The 16,189-nt window shown below is 66.4% G+C and carries 16 protein-coding genes; 10 read left to right on the top strand and 6 right to left on the bottom strand.

From position 1 onward, the window contains the following. Positions 1-267: 267 nt before the first annotated feature. Both AC3WLC_RS25375 and AC3WLC_RS25370 read left to right on the top strand, forming a co-directional pair. The gene (locus tag AC3WLC_RS25375; RefSeq protein ID WP_493686690.1) at positions 268-1,293 is read left to right on the top strand and encodes an ABC transporter substrate-binding protein; all 1,026 of its coding nucleotides are present in this window, start codon (positions 268-270) and stop codon (positions 1,291-1,293) included. A 140-nt stretch (positions 1,294-1,433) separates the two neighbouring features. After that, positions 1,434-1,841 (top strand): nuclear transport factor 2 family protein, encoded by a 408-nt coding sequence (locus AC3WLC_RS25370; protein WP_493686689.1) that lies wholly within the window; start codon positions 1,434-1,436, stop codon positions 1,839-1,841. Positions 1,842-1,904: 63 nt separating this feature from the next. Here AC3WLC_RS25370 and AC3WLC_RS25365 read toward each other — a convergent pair whose 3' ends face one another. Continuing rightward, on the bottom strand, positions 1,905-2,708 hold the full coding sequence (locus AC3WLC_RS25365) for a cupin domain-containing protein (protein ID WP_493686688.1): 804 nt from the start codon (positions 2,706-2,708) through the stop codon (positions 1,905-1,907). A 276-nt stretch (positions 2,709-2,984) separates the two neighbouring features. Here AC3WLC_RS25365 and AC3WLC_RS25360 point away from each other — a divergent pair, with 276 nt between their 5' ends. Further along, on the top strand, positions 2,985-3,398 hold the full coding sequence (locus AC3WLC_RS25360; protein WP_493686687.1) for a hypothetical protein: 414 nt from the start codon (positions 2,985-2,987) through the stop codon (positions 3,396-3,398). A 112-nt stretch (positions 3,399-3,510) separates the two neighbouring features. Here AC3WLC_RS25360 and AC3WLC_RS25355 read toward each other — a convergent pair whose 3' ends face one another. Continuing rightward, positions 3,511-4,365 (bottom strand): peptidoglycan recognition protein family protein, encoded by an 855-nt coding sequence (locus tag AC3WLC_RS25355; protein WP_493686686.1) that lies wholly within the window; start codon positions 4,363-4,365, stop codon positions 3,511-3,513. 46 nt (positions 4,366-4,411) lie between these two features. Then, complete coding sequence (locus AC3WLC_RS25350) at positions 4,412-5,323, bottom strand: hypothetical protein (RefSeq protein ID WP_493686685.1); 912 nt, start codon at positions 5,321-5,323, stop codon at positions 4,412-4,414. 257 nt (positions 5,324-5,580) lie between these two features. On the opposite strand from AC3WLC_RS25350, the gene pdxY reads away from it, so the two are divergent. Genes pdxY through AC3WLC_RS25325 form a run of 5 tightly spaced genes read left to right on the top strand, consistent with a single transcriptional unit; the run spans position 5,581 to position 11,283 of the window. Further along, on the top strand, positions 5,581-6,429 hold the full coding sequence (pdxY, locus tag AC3WLC_RS25345) for a pyridoxal kinase PdxY (protein ID WP_493686684.1): 849 nt from the start codon (positions 5,581-5,583) through the stop codon (positions 6,427-6,429). A gap of 3 nt (positions 6,430-6,432) precedes the next feature. After that, on the top strand, positions 6,433-7,554 hold the full coding sequence (locus AC3WLC_RS25340) for an endonuclease/exonuclease/phosphatase family protein (RefSeq protein WP_493686683.1): 1,122 nt from the start codon (positions 6,433-6,435) through the stop codon (positions 7,552-7,554). Continuing rightward, positions 7,551-8,450: a PhzF family phenazine biosynthesis protein gene (locus AC3WLC_RS25335; protein ID WP_493686682.1), complete on the top strand. Its 900-nt coding sequence runs from the start codon at positions 7,551-7,553 to the stop codon at positions 8,448-8,450. The genes AC3WLC_RS25340 and AC3WLC_RS25335 overlap by 4 nt, the downstream gene beginning before the upstream one ends. After that, positions 8,447-9,184: an NUDIX hydrolase gene (locus AC3WLC_RS25330; RefSeq protein WP_493686681.1), complete on the top strand. Its 738-nt coding sequence runs from the start codon at positions 8,447-8,449 to the stop codon at positions 9,182-9,184. The genes AC3WLC_RS25335 and AC3WLC_RS25330 overlap by 4 nt, the downstream gene beginning before the upstream one ends. Positions 9,185-9,207: 23 nt before the next feature. Continuing rightward, entirely contained in the window at positions 9,208-11,283 is a 2,076-nt protein-coding gene (locus AC3WLC_RS25325) for a M3 family metallopeptidase (protein WP_493686680.1), read from the top strand. Between the two features lie 10 nt (positions 11,284-11,293). Here the strand turns inward: AC3WLC_RS25325 and AC3WLC_RS25320 are convergent, their stop codons facing one another. From AC3WLC_RS25320 to AC3WLC_RS25310, 3 genes are all read right to left on the bottom strand, one after another. Beyond that, the gene (locus AC3WLC_RS25320) at positions 11,294-12,028 is read right to left on the bottom strand and encodes a YbaY family lipoprotein (RefSeq protein ID WP_493686679.1); all 735 of its coding nucleotides are present in this window, start codon (positions 12,026-12,028) and stop codon (positions 11,294-11,296) included. A 298-nt stretch (positions 12,029-12,326) separates the two neighbouring features. Continuing rightward, the gene (locus AC3WLC_RS25315) at positions 12,327-12,662 is read right to left on the bottom strand and encodes a hypothetical protein (RefSeq protein WP_493686678.1); all 336 of its coding nucleotides are present in this window, start codon (positions 12,660-12,662) and stop codon (positions 12,327-12,329) included. A gap of 73 nt (positions 12,663-12,735) precedes the next feature. After that, positions 12,736-13,377: a YoaK family protein gene (locus tag AC3WLC_RS25310; protein WP_493686677.1), complete on the bottom strand. Its 642-nt coding sequence runs from the start codon at positions 13,375-13,377 to the stop codon at positions 12,736-12,738. A 168-nt stretch (positions 13,378-13,545) separates the two neighbouring features. Here AC3WLC_RS25310 and AC3WLC_RS25305 point away from each other — a divergent pair, with 168 nt between their 5' ends. Next, entirely contained in the window at positions 13,546-14,031 is a 486-nt protein-coding gene (locus AC3WLC_RS25305) for a hypothetical protein (protein WP_493686676.1), read from the top strand. A 446-nt stretch (positions 14,032-14,477) separates the two neighbouring features. After that, complete coding sequence (locus tag AC3WLC_RS25300; protein ID WP_493686675.1) at positions 14,478-16,040, top strand: 2-isopropylmalate synthase; 1,563 nt, start codon at positions 14,478-14,480, stop codon at positions 16,038-16,040. The last annotated feature ends 149 nt before the right edge of the window (positions 16,041-16,189 follow it).

Below are 16,189 nucleotides of genomic sequence, written 5' to 3'. Positions count from 1 at the left end.
TCCGGGCCGCTACTGCGTCCACCATGACCGTCTCCTGTTTCGTCCGTTCTGGTCGAAAGCCGTCGGCAAGGCATTGTCGGGAGTCATCGCATCCGACCAGTGTGGAAGGCCGGCTTTAACAAGCCCTGAATCTTTCGCATCGCTTCCGCAGCGTCATGCGCGGGCTGCGGCGTGCCTGCGCTTGCCCCGCTCACGGCAATGCGCCTATCTTCGTCGCGAAATCGCGCCTTTTTCGAAGCGCGTCATCGCTCAACCGGAGGAAAATCGATGTTTCTCACCCGCCGCGCGGCGCTTGCCGCGCTCGCAGTCACCACGGCCCTCGGCCTTTCGCCGGCCTTCGCCCAGAACGCCGAGAAGCCCAAGCTGACGCTCGGCGTCGGCGGCAAGCAGCTGCTCTACTATCTCCCGCTCACCGTCGCCGAGAAGAAGGGCTTCTTCAAGGATCAGGGGCTCGACGTCGAGATCAACGATTTCGGCGGCGGCGCCAAGTCGCTGCAGGCCCTCGTCGGCGGTTCGGTCGACGTCGTCACCGGCGCCTATGAGCACACCATCCGCATGCAGGCCAAGGGCCAGGACATCCGCGCCGTGATCGAGCTCGGGCGCTTCCCGGCGATCACCATCGCGGTGCGCAAGGACCTCGCCGACAAGGTCAAGTCCGCGGCCGATTTCAAGGGCCTGAAGATCGGCGTCACCGCGCCCGGCTCCTCGACGGCGCTGACGGCGCAATACGCCATGGTCAAGGCGGGGCTCAAGGCGACCGATGCGGCGATCATCGGCGTCGGGGCCGGTGCCAGCGCGGTCGCGGCGATCAAGCAGAAGCAGGTCGACGTGATCTCGCATCTCGACCCCGTCACCTCGAAGCTGGAAGCGGATGGCGACATCGTCTCGCTGATCGACACCCGCACCGAGGCCGGCACCAAGGCGCTGTTCGGCGGCTCGAACCCGGCGGCGGTGCTCTATCTCAAGAACGACTTCGCCGAGAAGAATCCGGTGACGACGCAGAAGCTCGTCAACGCGCTGATGAAGTCGCTGAAATGGCTGGAGACGGCCAAGCCCGAGGATGTCGCCGACATCGTCCCGCCGGAATACCATCTCGGTGACAAGCCGCTCTACCTGACCGCGGTGAAGAACTCGCAGGAGAGCTATTCGCGCACCGGCATCCCGACCGCCGACGGCATGAAGAGCATGTACGACTCGCTCAAGCTGCTCGATCCGGAGCTGACGAACTCCAATGTCGACCTGAGCAAGACCTTCATCGATAGCTTCGCCAAGAAGGCGGCTGCGGGGTCCTGATCCGGTTCGGCCCACTCGTCACGCTGATGATGGCGTCGCTTCACAGCGACGCCATTTTCCTTGGCGGCCCATTCAAAACGCTCACTGGACTTGCAGTTGCCGCGGCGCGAGATTGCGCCGCTTACGCAAGGAGAGGCGAGATGATCGAGCGCGCCGCCGTCGAAGCCCTGATCCGCGATGCCTACGCCGCCCGCCATCGCGGCGATCTCGACGCGTTGATGGGGTACTTCCACCCGCAGTGCAGTTATCGGCTTGCCGGAGGGCCGCAGGCCGCTGAAGTCTTCGTGCAGCCGGACGGTATCGAAGCTGTCCGCGAGCAGATGGCCGGGCTCATCGCGACCTATGTCTTCAGCAATATCGAGGAACTGGCGATGACGGTCGATGGCGAGACAGCCACCCTGCACTGGCGCGCCGACGTCGCGTGCAAGCCGACGGGCCGCAGCGGCTCTTTCGAGATCATGGACGTCTTCACCCTTTCCGACGGCAAGCTGAAGAGCATTACGCAATTCACCGACACCGCCGGCGTGGCGCGGCTGAGCAGCGCCTGAGGCGAGGCCGATCAACCCTGGACATCGCTTGTGTTGCGGTTCTCGCCTGAATGGATTCGGCTTTCAGCCCCGCTGCCCGCCGACCGAGATGAAGGCCATCAGGCAGGGCTCCGGCAGCGGGTTGCGCCAGCGATGGCGGGTGCCGTTCTGCACGATGCAGTCGCCCTGGCGCAGGTGGACTAGCTGCCCGTCGTCCAGTTCCAGCGTCATCTCGCCCCGCACCACGACGCCATAGTCGATCGTGTCCGACGTGTGCATGCCCGGCGCGCTGAGGTCGAAATGGTCGCCCATGCGCGGGACCTTCTCCGACATTTCGTCCAATGCGCTCTTGAAGGTCACGCCGGCCGGCGGCTTCCAGCCCTCGGGACGCCGCGGCGGATAGGAGATAAGCCGGAACATCGTGCCGCCGGGCCCGGGAAAGGCGACCGTGCCTTTCAGCATCGGGTCGGGTTCCTGGCCGGTCAGCTGCGGTATGCCCTCGGTGATGTAGAGCTCGTAGAAGGTCAGCCCGGGGTTCGAGTCGATCTCGACCACCTTGGGCGTGACGTCGAAGGACTTGAACACCGATTTGCCGGCCGCGTCGCGGCCGGTCAGCGCCCGCTTCGGCGGCGGCAGTTCGCTGGAATCCTTCGCTTCGACGGGCGGCGACATTGCCGTCAACGCGCTGCCCCCAGCCAGCGCAGACAGCGCCTGGAGCAGGCGGCGTCGATCGCTGCCTTCAGGCTGTCCGGAAGAAATCTCGTCATCGCCCTGGGGCTTGTTCTTCTTCGTCGAGCGCCAATGCCAGGAGAACCTGCTCATCATATCCTCCACTGTTTCGATTTGGCTTTTTTCTTTTGGTGCCGGCCTGCTGCGCTGTTGCGTCAAGCATCCAGCCTTATGGGAAGCAGGGTGATGAAGAATTCAGATTTCTACAACTAGACCTTAGGCTCAGCTTTTTGCTGGCGGTCGCGCTGGATTATGGAGGGGCGTCTCACTGGAAAAACATTTCCTGCTCTTGAGGAGGCCTTTCCTGTATTCGTTTTGTAGGCGGCTCAGTTTCGGTCCGCCGAAAGTCCAATTGTCTGCAACCGCCGGTGGATGAATAGTGTGATCGCGTCTGCTGGGGGCCTTTCCGGCAGGAGGCCCAAAGGTTTTCGCATCATGCCGAATGCCGCTGCCTTGTTCGCCTTCGTCATCCTGATCCTGCCGATGGGCTATCTGCTGCTGGCGGCTCCCGGTTTCCTGTTCGTGAAGCTCGACGTTCTGCCGGTCGCCCGGCTGATGCGCATGATGTTCAGCGCCTATTTCCAGGTACTGGCCATTGCCGCCGTCGTCGGCACGGTGGTCTTCGCCCTGACGGAGCGCTGGGCCTTCGTCATCGGCGTCGGCGTCCTGGCCTCGACGCTGCTGGGGCGGCGCTGGTTCCTGGCACGGATGGATGCGCAGATCGCCGCCTGGCCCGCCGATGTCGGTCGTCGCCTGCGCCGGCTGCATTGCGGCGGCATGGCCTGCAACGCCGTCCAGCTCGCCATCGTCATCTGCAGCGTGCCCTACATCATGGGCTCGCCGGCCTAAGGGCTTGTGCCAAGCGCGAGCCCCGACGTTCAGGGGCGGTCTGCCCCCAGCGAGTGGCTATGCAGAATGCGGCGGAAGGCTGTTCGCACGCCCGCGCCACGAGCGCTCTTGGTCATCGCACGCTCGCGAGCACGCGCCCGAGCGCCGCATCGAAGTCGTCGAGGCTGAAATTCTGCGGATCGTCATGCCCGTCGCTCAAGCCCTGGTCGATCGCGGCATGGAAGGCGGGGATCATGCCTTTGTCGGCGCGAATGCTCGCCATGAGATAGAGCAGGGCCAGGCGATCATATTGCGCCGGCGAGAAGCCGGGCGTCGGGGCGTTGCCGTCGGGCTGGCTGGGATGGGCGCGGCGAGGCTGGATGTTCTCGATATGCAGGAACAGGCCTTTCGTCAGCACGCCGATCCTGTTCTCAAGCTTAGTTGCGCGCCAGGGGACGCTGAAATCGTGGCCGACATAGATCTCGCCGCGCCTGTTCAGGAAGATGTGCGCCTTTGCGTTCGAAGGGCTCCTGTAGGCGTTGAGGTTGTTGACCTGGTTGCTGGTGTCGATATCCGCCGGAAACGGCCGATTGCCGAAATTCGGGGAGCTCGTGTCGTGAATGACGAAATAGCGCGCCGTCGGAGCCTGCGGGCTGTTCGCGCTGCCGCGGGACAGGGCTGCGTCCAGGCTTCCGCCCAGGCCTGTCTCGGTCAGGCCCTGACTGGCGAGGAACTGCCGGACCTTCGCCTTGGACAGGCCGGGCGCTTCCCCGATCAACCCTGCGAGATTGGTCGGCAGCACGGCCGGCTGGTCCTCGACATTGCCGAGGATCTTGACCTTGCGCAGCAGGCAGGCCGCCTGCTCCTTGGCTGAGCCGGCGAAGGCTTGCGCCTGCGTGTCGAAGCCGCATTTGCCGAAGGCGGCGGCAATGCCGTCGCCGCTCCAAAGCGACATGCCGAGCACCAGGCACCACGAGGCATAGCGCATGCTCCGTCCTCCTTGCCATCGGCTCCCCAAAGCGGGCAGCCGGTTGTCATGAACACATGGCGCCGCCGGTCAGGCCGAGCTTGCCCCTGGCGAAGGCGCAAAGCTTGCTCACCGCATTGGCCGGGGTGATGTCCTGGGCGCGGCTGCCGGGATAGAGGATGAAGAGCACGTCGTTGCCGAGCCCGAAATTCCGGTAAGGGTAGGCGCCGTTGCCCGTGCCGACGCAGGCGAGCCCGTCGGTACTCCATTTCCGGCAACGGCTCTCGCCGATGGCTTCGAAGACGCGGCTCGATCCTTCGCCCAGCCGCATGAACGGGCCGCCGTCACCGATCAGGACCGGGGTCCACTTATCGCGGAACACCACGGCGCCCATGTCGCCGAGGCGCAGGCCGGTCCTGGTCGCGAACTCCTCGCCGAGCTCGCGGCTGGCCGAGCCCGTCAATGTTCTGATGCCGGCCGTCGGCATCACCACGAACGGAATACGGTCAGGGTCGATCTGCGCGGCACGCGACGAGACGTCCGCGACGCCGGGCCATTTATACGATGTCTCCTTGAGATCTGTGGCGCCGGGGATGCCGTTCCAAGCTGCCCAAGAGCCGTCGACGTCGAGCGCCATCTTGCTGTGCCAGAAGACGCCGCCATCCCTGAGCTTCAGCAATGCCTTCACATTGCTGGGGTCGCGGCTGCACAGGTAGAATTGCCGGCTCTCGGGCCGCCCGGCGATGCGCAGGCTATGACCCCTGAAATGATCCTTGGCTCCAACGCCGGTCAGACCGCGGTCGCAGGCCACGAATTGCTGGCGATAGCCCTCGTCCAGCGGTGTCGAGGCCGCAAAATCGACGCCTCTCAGCAAGGTGGCCGAAGCAGCTGGCGGATCATAGGCCTTTGCCGGGCTGGCGAATTGCCAGGCAAGGACAGCGGCAAGGATGAATGCAGTAGCCCGCGGCCTCCCGGACATCGTCAGGGTGCTCCCGTCGGTCATTTCAGCAAATTAGATCTATCCTGCCGCAAGGTTGTCATAGGTAAATTGGGCGGTCAATGCTTGATCTGGATGTATTGGTGTTCCTGCGCTGGCGACTCGACTGGCGGGGCGCACGATGTGATCGGCTACGATGGGCCGGCCGCTGATCGCTCCCATCACCGCTTTCGATTGGCGCGGGCTGCACCAGCCGCTAGGTTCGCCGCCTCGTGTCGTCGAAGGCTGGCCTATCCCCCATGAACATCCTCTCGATCCAGTCCCATGTCGCCTATGGCCATGTCGGCAATGCCTCGGCCGTGTTCCCGATGCAGCGCCTCGGCGTCGAGGTCTGGCCGATCCACACGGTGCAGTTCTCGAACCACACCGGCTATGGCGCCTGGAAAGGACAGGTCTTCGACGGCGCGACGATCGACGAGCTGATGGCGGGCATTGGCGAGCGCGGCGTGCTCGCCAAATGCGACGGTGTGCTCTCCGGCTATATGGGCTCGGCCGATATCGGCCACGCCATCCTCTCGGCGGTGAGCAAGGTGCGCGAGGCCAATCCGAAGGCGATGTATTGCTGCGATCCCGTGATCGGCGATGTCGGCCGCGGCGTCTTCGTGCGGCCGGGGATTCCCGAATTCATGCGCGAGCAGGCCGTGCCGGCTGCCGACATCGTCACGCCGAACCAGTTCGAGCTGGAATTGCTTACCGATGTCGAGGTCAGGACGCTGGCCGATGCGCACCGCGCCGTCGAGGCTTTGCGCGATGCGGGCCCCAAGGTCGTGCTCGTGACATCGCTGATCACCAACGAGACGCCGGACGATGCGATCGACCTGATGGCGGCGGACGGGCAGGGCACCTACCGTGTGCGCACACCGAAGATCGACATCAACATTAACGGCGCCGGCGATGCGATCGCGGCGCTGTTCTTCGTGCATTACCTGCGCGACGGCTCGGCCGCGAGCGCGCTCGGCAAGGCGGCCTCCTCGATCTACGGGCTGTTGAAGCGGACCAAGGAAGCCGGCTCGCGCGAGATCCTGACCGTGGCGGCGCAGGACGAATTCGTCACGCCCTCGCAGCTCTTCGCGCCGGAAGCGGTCTGACGCATGAAGCTGCGCCTCGGCACCTTCAACGTCGAGAACCTGCTGACGCGCCATCGTTTCGAGCCGGGCGGGCGGACCGAGACGGCGGCGGCGATGTCGCTGTTTCATTTCCCGCGTGCCGACGAGCGCGACGCGGTCGAGCGTTCGCTCGCGGTCGCGCTCGAGGACGACAAGCGCCAGATGACGGCGCTCGCCATCGCCGAGGCCAATGCCGATCTGTGGATGCTGCAGGAGGTCGACTCGCTGGCGAGCCTGCAGGCCTTCTTCGCCAATTACGTCCACCGTATCGCCGATCATCGCTACGGCCATTTCACCCTGGTCGACGGCAATGACCGGCGCAATATCGATATCGGCTTTGCCGCACGGCGCGACCTGGTGAAGCCGCCGCAGGTCACGGTGCGCTCCTACAAGGGCATGAGCTTCGCCGACGCCGAGGCGTTCTCGCCCGAGATCGCGGCTTTCGGCATCAATCCGCGCGACAAGGTCTTCGCCCGCGATTGCCTGGCGGTCGAGCTCGATTTCGGCGACCGGCGGCTCACCCTGTTCGGCTGCCATTTCAAGTCGATGAACAATGGTCGCGACGATGGCCGGCAGGCGACCCTGCCGATCCGCCGGGCCGAGGCGCTGGCGGTGAAGAAGATCGTCAAGGACTGGTTCGGCCCGGGCTGGCGCGCGGCGAACTGGGCGATCCTCGGCGATCTCAATGGCTATCGCGTCGGGCTCGGGCCGCTGGCGGCGCCGGTCGACGAGGGCGATAGCGGCATCGAGCCATTGCTTGAGGATTTCGCCGTCGATCCGATCGAGAGCTTGCCGGCGCATGAGCGCTGGACGCATTTCCGGCGCTACTGGTCGGAGGAGCGCCAAGCCCTGGTCGACAGCCATATGCCGCTCGACCATATCCTGCTCTCGCCGGCGCTGGCGGCGGCCAATCCGAACCCGGCGATGCAAATGATCCGGCGCGGCCTGCCTTATCGCGTGCCGCTCGACCCGCGCGAGGCGGACCGCTCCATGGCCAAGCTCGCCCTGACTTGCGATCGCTATCCGCGTGTCGGCTGGGACCGGCCGAAAGCCTCCGACCATTGCCCGCTGACGATCGAGCTGACCATCCCGAAGGAGATTGCATGAGCCGCCGCTTCGTCACGCTCGACGTGTTCACCACGCGGCCGCATGCGGGCAATCCACTTGCCGTGGTGCTCGATAGCGAGGGGCTCGATACCGCCGCGATGCAGACCATCGCCCGCGAGTTCAACCTGTCCGAGACGGTCTTCGTCGCGCCGCCGGCGAATCCCGCTCATCGCGCCGCGATCCGCATCTTCACGCCAGGGCAGGAGTTGCCCTTCGCCGGCCATCCGACGGTCGGCACCGCCGCGCTGCTGGCGTTGCGCGATGCCGCCGAGGGGCGGGCGGCGGACAGGCTCGTCCTGGAGGAGAAGGTCGGGCTGGTGCCCTGCGTGATCGCGCTCGGCAATGCGCGTTCGGCCCGCGCCACCTTCATCTTGCCGAAGCTGCCGGAGCAGATCGCGCAGCCGATCGCCGAAGCGGCGCTGGCGGAGGCGCTCGGGCTGGATGCGGCTGATCTTGGCTTCGAGGGGCATCGGCCGAGCGCCTTCTCGGCAGGTGTCGCCTATACGATGGTGCCGGTTGCCGGCCGTGAGGCGATTGCGAGGGCCCGCGTGGCCGGATCGTTCGAACACGCGATGGCGGCTGCGCCGAATGGCAATGCCTTCGTCTATTGCCATCAGACCGAAGAGGCCGGGCATCACTATCACGCCCGGATGTTCTGGCCGGAAGCCGGCGTGACCGAGGATCCCGCGACCGGCTCGGCCGTCGCCGCCTTCGCCGGGGCGATCATGGCGTTCGACAAGCCGGGCGACGGCACGCACCGGCTCGTCATCGAGCAGGGCTACGAGATGGGGCGGCCCTCGCAGATCGAACTGACGCTGACGGTCGTTGGCGGCGCGCTGGCGTCCGCGACCATCGGCGGCGCCGCCGTGGTGATGAGCGAGGGCGTGCTGCTGTGACCGGGAATGGCGTCGTCGATGGCGAGATCGTCGCGCTCGATCGCGTGGAAGCGAAGGTCGAGGCTTTCGACTGGGGATTTGCCCGCGAGCGTGCCGACGAGATCGCGGCGCATTGGGCTGGGATCAGCGCCGGCAAGCCGGCGATGTTCAACGGCCGCGTCATGCTGCAGCACCGCGCCGCGATTGCGGATGGCGTCTTCCATGCCGGCTATTTCGAGGCGGATTATGCTGCCTTCATGAGCTGGCGCGATTTCGGTGTTCAGAGTCCCTTGCCGGGCCCGGTGATCCGCAACGGCTTCGCCATGGCGGCGCTCAGGGCGGCCGACGGCGCCTTCCTGCTCGGCCGGATGGGCGATCACACCGCCAATCCCGGCAAGGTCTATTTCGCCGCCGGCACGCCGGACCGGGAGGATGCCCGCCCCGACGGCACGCTCGACCTCGCTGGCAGCGTTACCCGCGAGCTTTGCGAGGAGACCGGTTTGACGCTCGACGAGATCGCGGTCGAAGCGCGTTGGACGGCGGTGATTGTGCCCGGCCGTGTCGCCTTCATGCGCCCGGTCGGGATCGGCCTGCCGGCCGAAGATGCCCGTGACATGATGCTGGCGCGGATCGCGCAGCAGGACGGGCCGGAATTGTCCGACATCGTGATCGTCCGCAATCTCGCCGATTGTGCGGCTTATGACATGCCGCCCTTCATGACGTCCTATCTCGCCCATATCTACGGGCAGGATTGACCCCTTACCGATCGAGGTTGCCGATGGCCGATGCGTCCGAAGTCCTTGCCCTGCCCACCGGCAACCCGTTCGGGCGCGCCTGGGAGACGCCGTTCGGCCTGCCGCCCTTCGCGGAGATCACGCCAGAGCACATCAAGCAGGCTTATCCGGCGGCTTTGGAGCAGCACCGGGCCGAGGTCGAGGCGATCAAGGCCGAGGCTGCGGCACCGAGCTTCGCCAACACGATCGAGGCGCTGGAGCGCTCGGCCCGCGGCATGAGCCGGCTCGGCGGCGTGTTCTACAATCTCGCCGGGGCCGACACCAACGAGGCGCTGCAGGCGATCGAGCGCGAGATGTCGCCGGTGATGTCGCGGCACTGGTCGGCGATCATGATGGATCACGACCTCTTTTCTCGCGTCGATGCCGTGTTCGAGGCGCGCGAGAGCCTGGGTTTGACCGAAGAGCAACTGCGCCTGCTGGAGCGGACGCATCGCGGCTTCATCCGCTCCGGCGCCAAGCTCGAAGGCGAGGCCAAGGCTAGGCTGGCTGCGATCAACGAGCGATTGGCCGGGCTCGGCACCAGCTTCGGCCAGAATCTCCTCAAGGACGAGGCGAGCTATGCGCTGATCATCGAGGACGAGGCCGATCTCGACGGCTTGCCGCCCTTCGTCGTCGCGGCGATGGCGCGTGCCGCTGCCGATCGCGGCCAGGACGGCAAGCATGCGGTGACGCTGGCGCGCTCGATCATCGAGCCCTTCCTGACCTTCTCGACGCGGCGCGAGCTGCGCGAACAGGCCTTCACCGCCTGGAGCAAGCGTGGCGAGAATGGCGGCGAGACCGACAACCGCGCCATCGTAGCCGAGATGGTGAGCTTGCGGGCCGAGAAGGCCAAGCTCCTCGGCTTTGCCACCTTCGCCCATTTCAAGCTCGACGATTCCATGGCGAAGACGCCGGAGAACGTGCGCAACCTGCTCGAGCTGGTCTGGAAGCCGGCCCGCGCCCGCGCCGGGCAGGAGGCGGCCGATCTTGCCGCGCTCGCCCAGAGCGAGGGCGAGAACGCGCCGATCCGCCCGTCCGACTGGCGCTTCTATGCCGAGAAGGTCCGGCAGAAGACCTATGCGCTCGATGAGGCCGTGCTGAAGCCCTATCTCCAGCTCGACAAGATCATCGCCGCCGCCTTCGACACGGCCGGCAAGCTGTTCGGGCTCTCCTTCGCCGAGCGCTCGGACCTCAAGGGCTATCATCCGGATGTGCGCGTCTTCGAGGTGACCGAGACCGCGACCGGCCGGCATATCGGCCTCTTCCTCGGCGATTATTTCGCCCGCGCCTCGAAGCGCTCGGGCGCCTGGATGAGCGCCTATCGCGGCCAGCGCAATTTTGACGGCGAGGTCCGGCCGATCATCGTCAACGTCTGCAACTTCGCCAAGCCGGCGGAAGGCAAGCCGGCGCTGCTCTCGATCGACGATGCCCGCACGCTGTTCCACGAGTTCGGCCATGCCCTGCACGGCCTGCTCTCGGACGTGCATTACGGCTCGCTCGCCGGCACCTCGGTCTCGCGCGACTTCGTCGAACTGCCCTCGCAGCTCTACGAGCACTGGTTCCTGACGAAGGAGGTGATGCAGCGCTTCTGCCTGCATGCCGAGACGGGCGAACCGATCCCGGACGCACTGATCGAGAAGATCAAGCGGGCGCAGACCTTCAACCAGGGCTTCGCTACGGTGGAATACACCTCCTCGGCGCTGGTCGATCTTGCCTTCCACTCGCTGGAGGCGCCGGCGGAGGTCGATCCGCTCGCCTTCGAGGCGAAGGAACTGGCGCGGATCGGCATGCCCAGCGAGATCACCATGCGCCATCGCACGCCGCATTTCTCGCATGTGTTCTCGGGCGACGGCTATTCGGCCGGCTATTACAGCTATCTCTGGTCGGAGGTGATGGACGCCGACGCCTTCAACGCCTTCATCGAGGCGGGCAACGTCTTCGCCCCCGAGGTCGCCGGCAAGCTCAAGCGCTACATCTATTCGGCCGGCGACACGCGTGACCCGGCGGAGGCCTATACGCTGTTCCGCGGCCGCCTGCCGACGCCGGATGCGCTCTTGGAGAAGCGGGGGCTGGCGGCCTGAGCCGCCGCCTTCACTCCCGGGCCAGCACGACCAGACGCGCGCCGCGCCCACTCAGCAGGACGAGCGCGCCGCGCTCCATCCGCCAGCTCTGCGTCGCCTCCAGCGCTGCGCGGAACTGGTTCTCGACCTGCATGCGCGGCTCGGGGCAGGTCATCATCGTGCCGACCAGCGGTCCGAAGCGGATGTGCCGGTCGCGGATCGTCGCCTGCCCGCCCATGCCGTTGCAGCCGCCATGAGCTGAGACGCTTCCGTTCGACTCGATCTTCAGCGTGGCGCGGACGCCCTCGGGGAGCGGCCGGCCGCGCAGATTCTGGACCAGCCAGGAGCCGGTTGGACCGCCGACCTCTGCCGGCGGCGCAACCCGCTGGACGATGATCTCGCTGCTTGCATCGGGCACCAGTGCGGCGTGGTGCTCCATCGTGGTGAACCAGAGCTGGCCGCGCACCCTGATCTCGGCGCGCAGCGCGTAGCGGCGGCTGGGCCGGATTTGTCCGTCGTTGAAGCGCAGCCGGAAGGGGATCGGCACCTGCCGGCGCGGGACGATGCGGGTGCGGGCGATGGTGCGGGACGGAGCGTCGGCGAGCGAGACGTCGAGCAGGCTGACCTCGACCACTGCGCCCGGCGGCAGCGCGATCCGCTCGCGATAGGTCACCGTGCCGGAGAGCGTGCGTGACGCGGCGAGGGCGGGTAATGGCAGCGCAGCCAGAGCGAGGGGCGCAGCGGCGAAGATGCGGCGGGTGATCATGGGCTGACGCCTCTTCCTTCAGGCCGGCTTTGACCCGCGAACCCTGTCACCGCCGGGAGGGCGACGCAACCGAGGGCAATTTTCTCCAGGGGGCGCCCTGGCCCCTCCCTTCCCCCTTGTGGGGAAGGGTATGGGGATGGGGGTGGTGCCGCTTGGTGACCGGGTCGGGATTGCAGTAACGACAGCGCCGTCTGGTCCCGCCTATGGCTTCGGCTTTGCGACCCCCACCCCTGCCCCTCCCCACAAGGGGGAGGGGGCGCGCGCCTTCGTCTTTCGCCGAGGAAACCCGAAAGGCAGGTCAGCCTGCCGGATAGCCGAATTTCGTCCGTGTGGCGCGGATCTGGGAGGTCGCGCCGGCCTCGTTGCCGGCGGCGCAGCTCTTGCGGGCGGTGTCGATCTCGGCGCTGACGCGGCTGTGGACACCCTTGGTGGTGTGGCCGGTCGAGAGGTCGTTGTCCATCACCGCCTGGAAGCGGTCGACCTCGCCGGCGCAACCCGAGCCGGTCGGCATGCGGAAGGTGTTGGGCGTAACGCCGGTCGGCGCCTGCTCGGGCGAGGGGGCGGGAGGCGGCGCGGCGCTCTGGCAGGCGGCGAGGGAAAGGCCGAGGGCGGCGGCGAGGAGGGCGGCGCGCATGGACAGGGCTCCGGCTGGTCGGAGCGGAACCATGGTTGATTCCGCCCGCGAGGCAAAGACCTCCCGGAGAAGCTCAATCCTGACTCGGCATGAAGAAGGCGACGATGGTGAAGCCGCCTGCCGCCAGGGCCGCCAGCCAGATCGCCCCCAGCCCGACATGCCCATGCACATAGGCGCCCAGGAACGCGCCGACGAGCAGGCTGACCCAGAGCACGAAATGGCGCAGGAAAGCGCGTTTGGAGCCACCGAGCAGAGCGCCGGCGAGGCGCTGACCCATCTTGACCAGCGTGCCGGTCATGTAGGTCAGGCCGATCGTGACCTCGCCGTCGCGCTGGAAGACGGCGTTCTCCGTGCCCATCGCCAGAGCGAGAGTGCCGGCTGCGGCTATGGCCAGCCCGGCGCCGTAGAGGGCGGCCGAGAGCGCCAGCGCCAGCGTCACGAACGCGAGCACCGCGGCCTGGCGCCGGCGCCTGCCGACATGGCCGATGAGCGAGCCGCAGATTACCCCGACGACGAAGAGGGCGATGATCATGCCGGCCACCAAGATGCCGTCGATGCGGCCTTCCGCCAGCTCGATGCCGAGGCGGGTGGTGTTGCCGGTCATGAACGAGACGAAGAAGCCGCCGATGTTCAGGAAGCCGAGCGCATCGACGAAGCCGGCAAGCCCCGAGAGGCCCAAGGCGAGCCCGACGGCGGGACGATCATAGCGCTGCATCGGGCGCGGCACTCCGGTTGGCAGGTAGACATCTGATGGGTGTGGCCATAGGCCGAATCGCATCAGGCAGCTAATCCACGCAGCTGGCCCGTCATGCCAAGGCAATGGCGGGTCATGCGTGCCTGGAGCCTCTTACTCCCGTCACAATTCGACGGAACCCTGATCGTCATGACCGTGCTGCATACCGCCGAGCTCGAAATCTTCGCCGACTACTTCCAGTTCTATCTCCAGGACGAGGCGGTCGACGAGGATTGGGGGACGTTCTGGACCGACGAGACGGTGGAGCGGATGCTCGCCGTCGGCGAATGCTCGGTCGGCGTCGCGACCGCCAGGAACATGAATGTCCCGGTCGTGCTCTCGGTCCATGACACTGCACCCGAGGCCGATTTCGGCGAATGGGAACTGGTCAACGAGTGCTCGTTCAGGGTGCGCTCCGGCCAGGTGATGCTGATCGGCTGCACGGAAGGGTCGCCGCAGGAGCGGGCGCGCTTTTCGCTCGCGCCCGGGAGCTATCGCCTGCGAGTCTCCTATGTCGGCCTCGACAACCTGAGCGAGGACGGGCTGGAGGGCGACGACTTCTACCGTTTGCAGGTCTGGCCGGGGCCGCCTGGGCCGACCAGGACGCTGAAGGAGCGGGCAGGCGCTGCGGGGTGAGGCGCTGGGCCGTTGGAACCGTCATTGCGAGGAGCGTAAGCGACGAAGCAATCTAGGGACTGCAGTGCTCTACGTCTTCCTGGATTGCTTCGCTGCGCTCGCAATGACGGATAAGCTGGATGAGCGAAGTCCGGCGTCACGCACGAACGTTCAAGACCTTTCCGGCTTGCCTTCCTATCCTCCGATCCGGTAGACAGCTTCCGTCGAGACGAGGATCGTTCGTGGCCGCATCCGCCACCCATGCCGAGAGCCTGAACCGCGCCGCTGCGCGGACGGCCGGCATGCGCGCTCCCTCGCTCCTTGGTCAGCTGCTTCTTCTTACCAGCCCCTGAGGGCCGGCCGGGCACGTGTGCCTGGGCGCTCAGGGGATGACGAGAACATAGCTCCAGACCTCGCGCGCCAGCCCGAAACCGAGATGCGGCGCGCCCTGACCAGGGACAAGACCCATGAGCAATGCAGGCAACACCGTGTCCGCCAAGGACCGCGTCATGATCTTCGACACCACCTTGCGCGATGGCGAGCAATGCCCCGGCGCGACCATGACCTTCGAGGAGAAGCTCGAGGTCGCCGACATGCTGGACGCGATGGGCGTCGACATCATCGAGGCCGGCTTCCCGATCGCTTCGGACGGTGATTTCGAGGCGGTCTCGGCGATCGCTTCCCGGATCAAGCGTGCGACCGTCGCTGGGCTCGCCCGCGCCATCTCCGCAGACATCGCCCGCGCCGGCGAGGCGGTACGCCATGCCGCCAAGCCCCGCATCCACACCTTCGTCTCGACCTCGCCGATCCATCTGCAGCACCAGATGCGAAAGAGCGAGGAGGAGGTGCTGGAGATCATTGCGAAAACGGTGACGCAGGCGCGCAACCTGGTCGAGGACGTCGAATGGTCGGGCATGGATTCGACCCGCACGCCGATCGACTATCTCTGCCGGGCGGTCGAGACCGCGATCAGGGCCGGGGCGAGCACGATCAACCTGCCGGACACGGTCGGCTACGCCACGCCCGAGGAATACCGGGCGATGTTCAAGGCGGTGCGCGAGCGCGTGCCGAATGCCGACAAGGCGATCTTCTCGGCGCATTGCCACAATGATCTCGGCCTCGCCGTCGCCAATTCGCTGGCGGCGATCGAGGGCGGGGCGCGCCAGGTCGAATGCACCATCAACGGCATCGGCGAGCGCGCCGGCAATGCGGCGCTGGAAGAGATCGTGATGGCGCTGCGGGTGCGCGGCGATGTCATGCCCTACGACACCGGCATCGACGCGACCTATCTGATGCGCGCCTCCAGGGCGGTCTCGACCGCCTGCTCCTTCCCGGTGCAGTACAACAAGGCGATCGTCGGCCGGAACGCCTTCGCGCATGAGAGCGGCATCCACCAGGACGGCATGCTGAAGCACCAGCAGACCTACGAGATCATGACCCCGGCCTCGGTCGGCGTGACCAAGACCTCGCTGGTGATGGGCAAGCATTCCGGCCGCGCCGCCTTCCGCTCCAAGCTGACCGAGATGGGCTACGACCTCGGCGACAACCAGTTGGAGGACGCCTTCACCCGCTTCAAGGCGCTCGCCGACCGCAAGAAGCATGTCTATGACGAGGACATCGAGGCGCTGGTCGACGAGAATCTCGCCACCGCCCATGACCGGGTGAAGCTGGTCTCGCTGACGGTGATCGCCGGGACGCGTGGGCCTCAGCGCGCCATGCTGAAGCTCGACATCGATGGCCGGATCGTCGCCGAGGAGGCCGAGGGCAACGGGCCGATCGACGCCGTGTTCAACGCGGTCAAGGCGCTGGTGCCGCATGAGGCGGTGCTGGAGCTCTACGACGTCCACGCCGTCACCGAGGGCACCGATGCGCAGGCCGAAGTCACCGTGCGCCTCGGCCAGAACGGCGCGGCGGTGACCGGCCGCGGCGCCGATCCCGATACGCTGGTCTCCTCCTGCAAGGCTTACCTCGCCGCGCTCAACAAGCTGGTTGCCCGCGGCAGCCGCATGCACGCGCAGGCGGCGGAGTAGTCTCTGGCCTTGTAATCTCGGGTTTTGCGGCCAAGGCCGGTGTGCTGCGCTGTGACCAGCGCGGCACACCGGCTCAATTTTTGCTTTCCACAGGAACAAAGTCTGGATTCGCAAAACAGGTGTCGCTCTCATGGGCACGGGGATCACCG

The sequence above is a fragment of the Allobosea sp. GW821-FHT03A12 genome (assembly GCF_058986765.1).
Note: the sequence above shows the minus strand (reverse complement) of the source record. Positions and strands in the feature narration are given on the sequence as shown.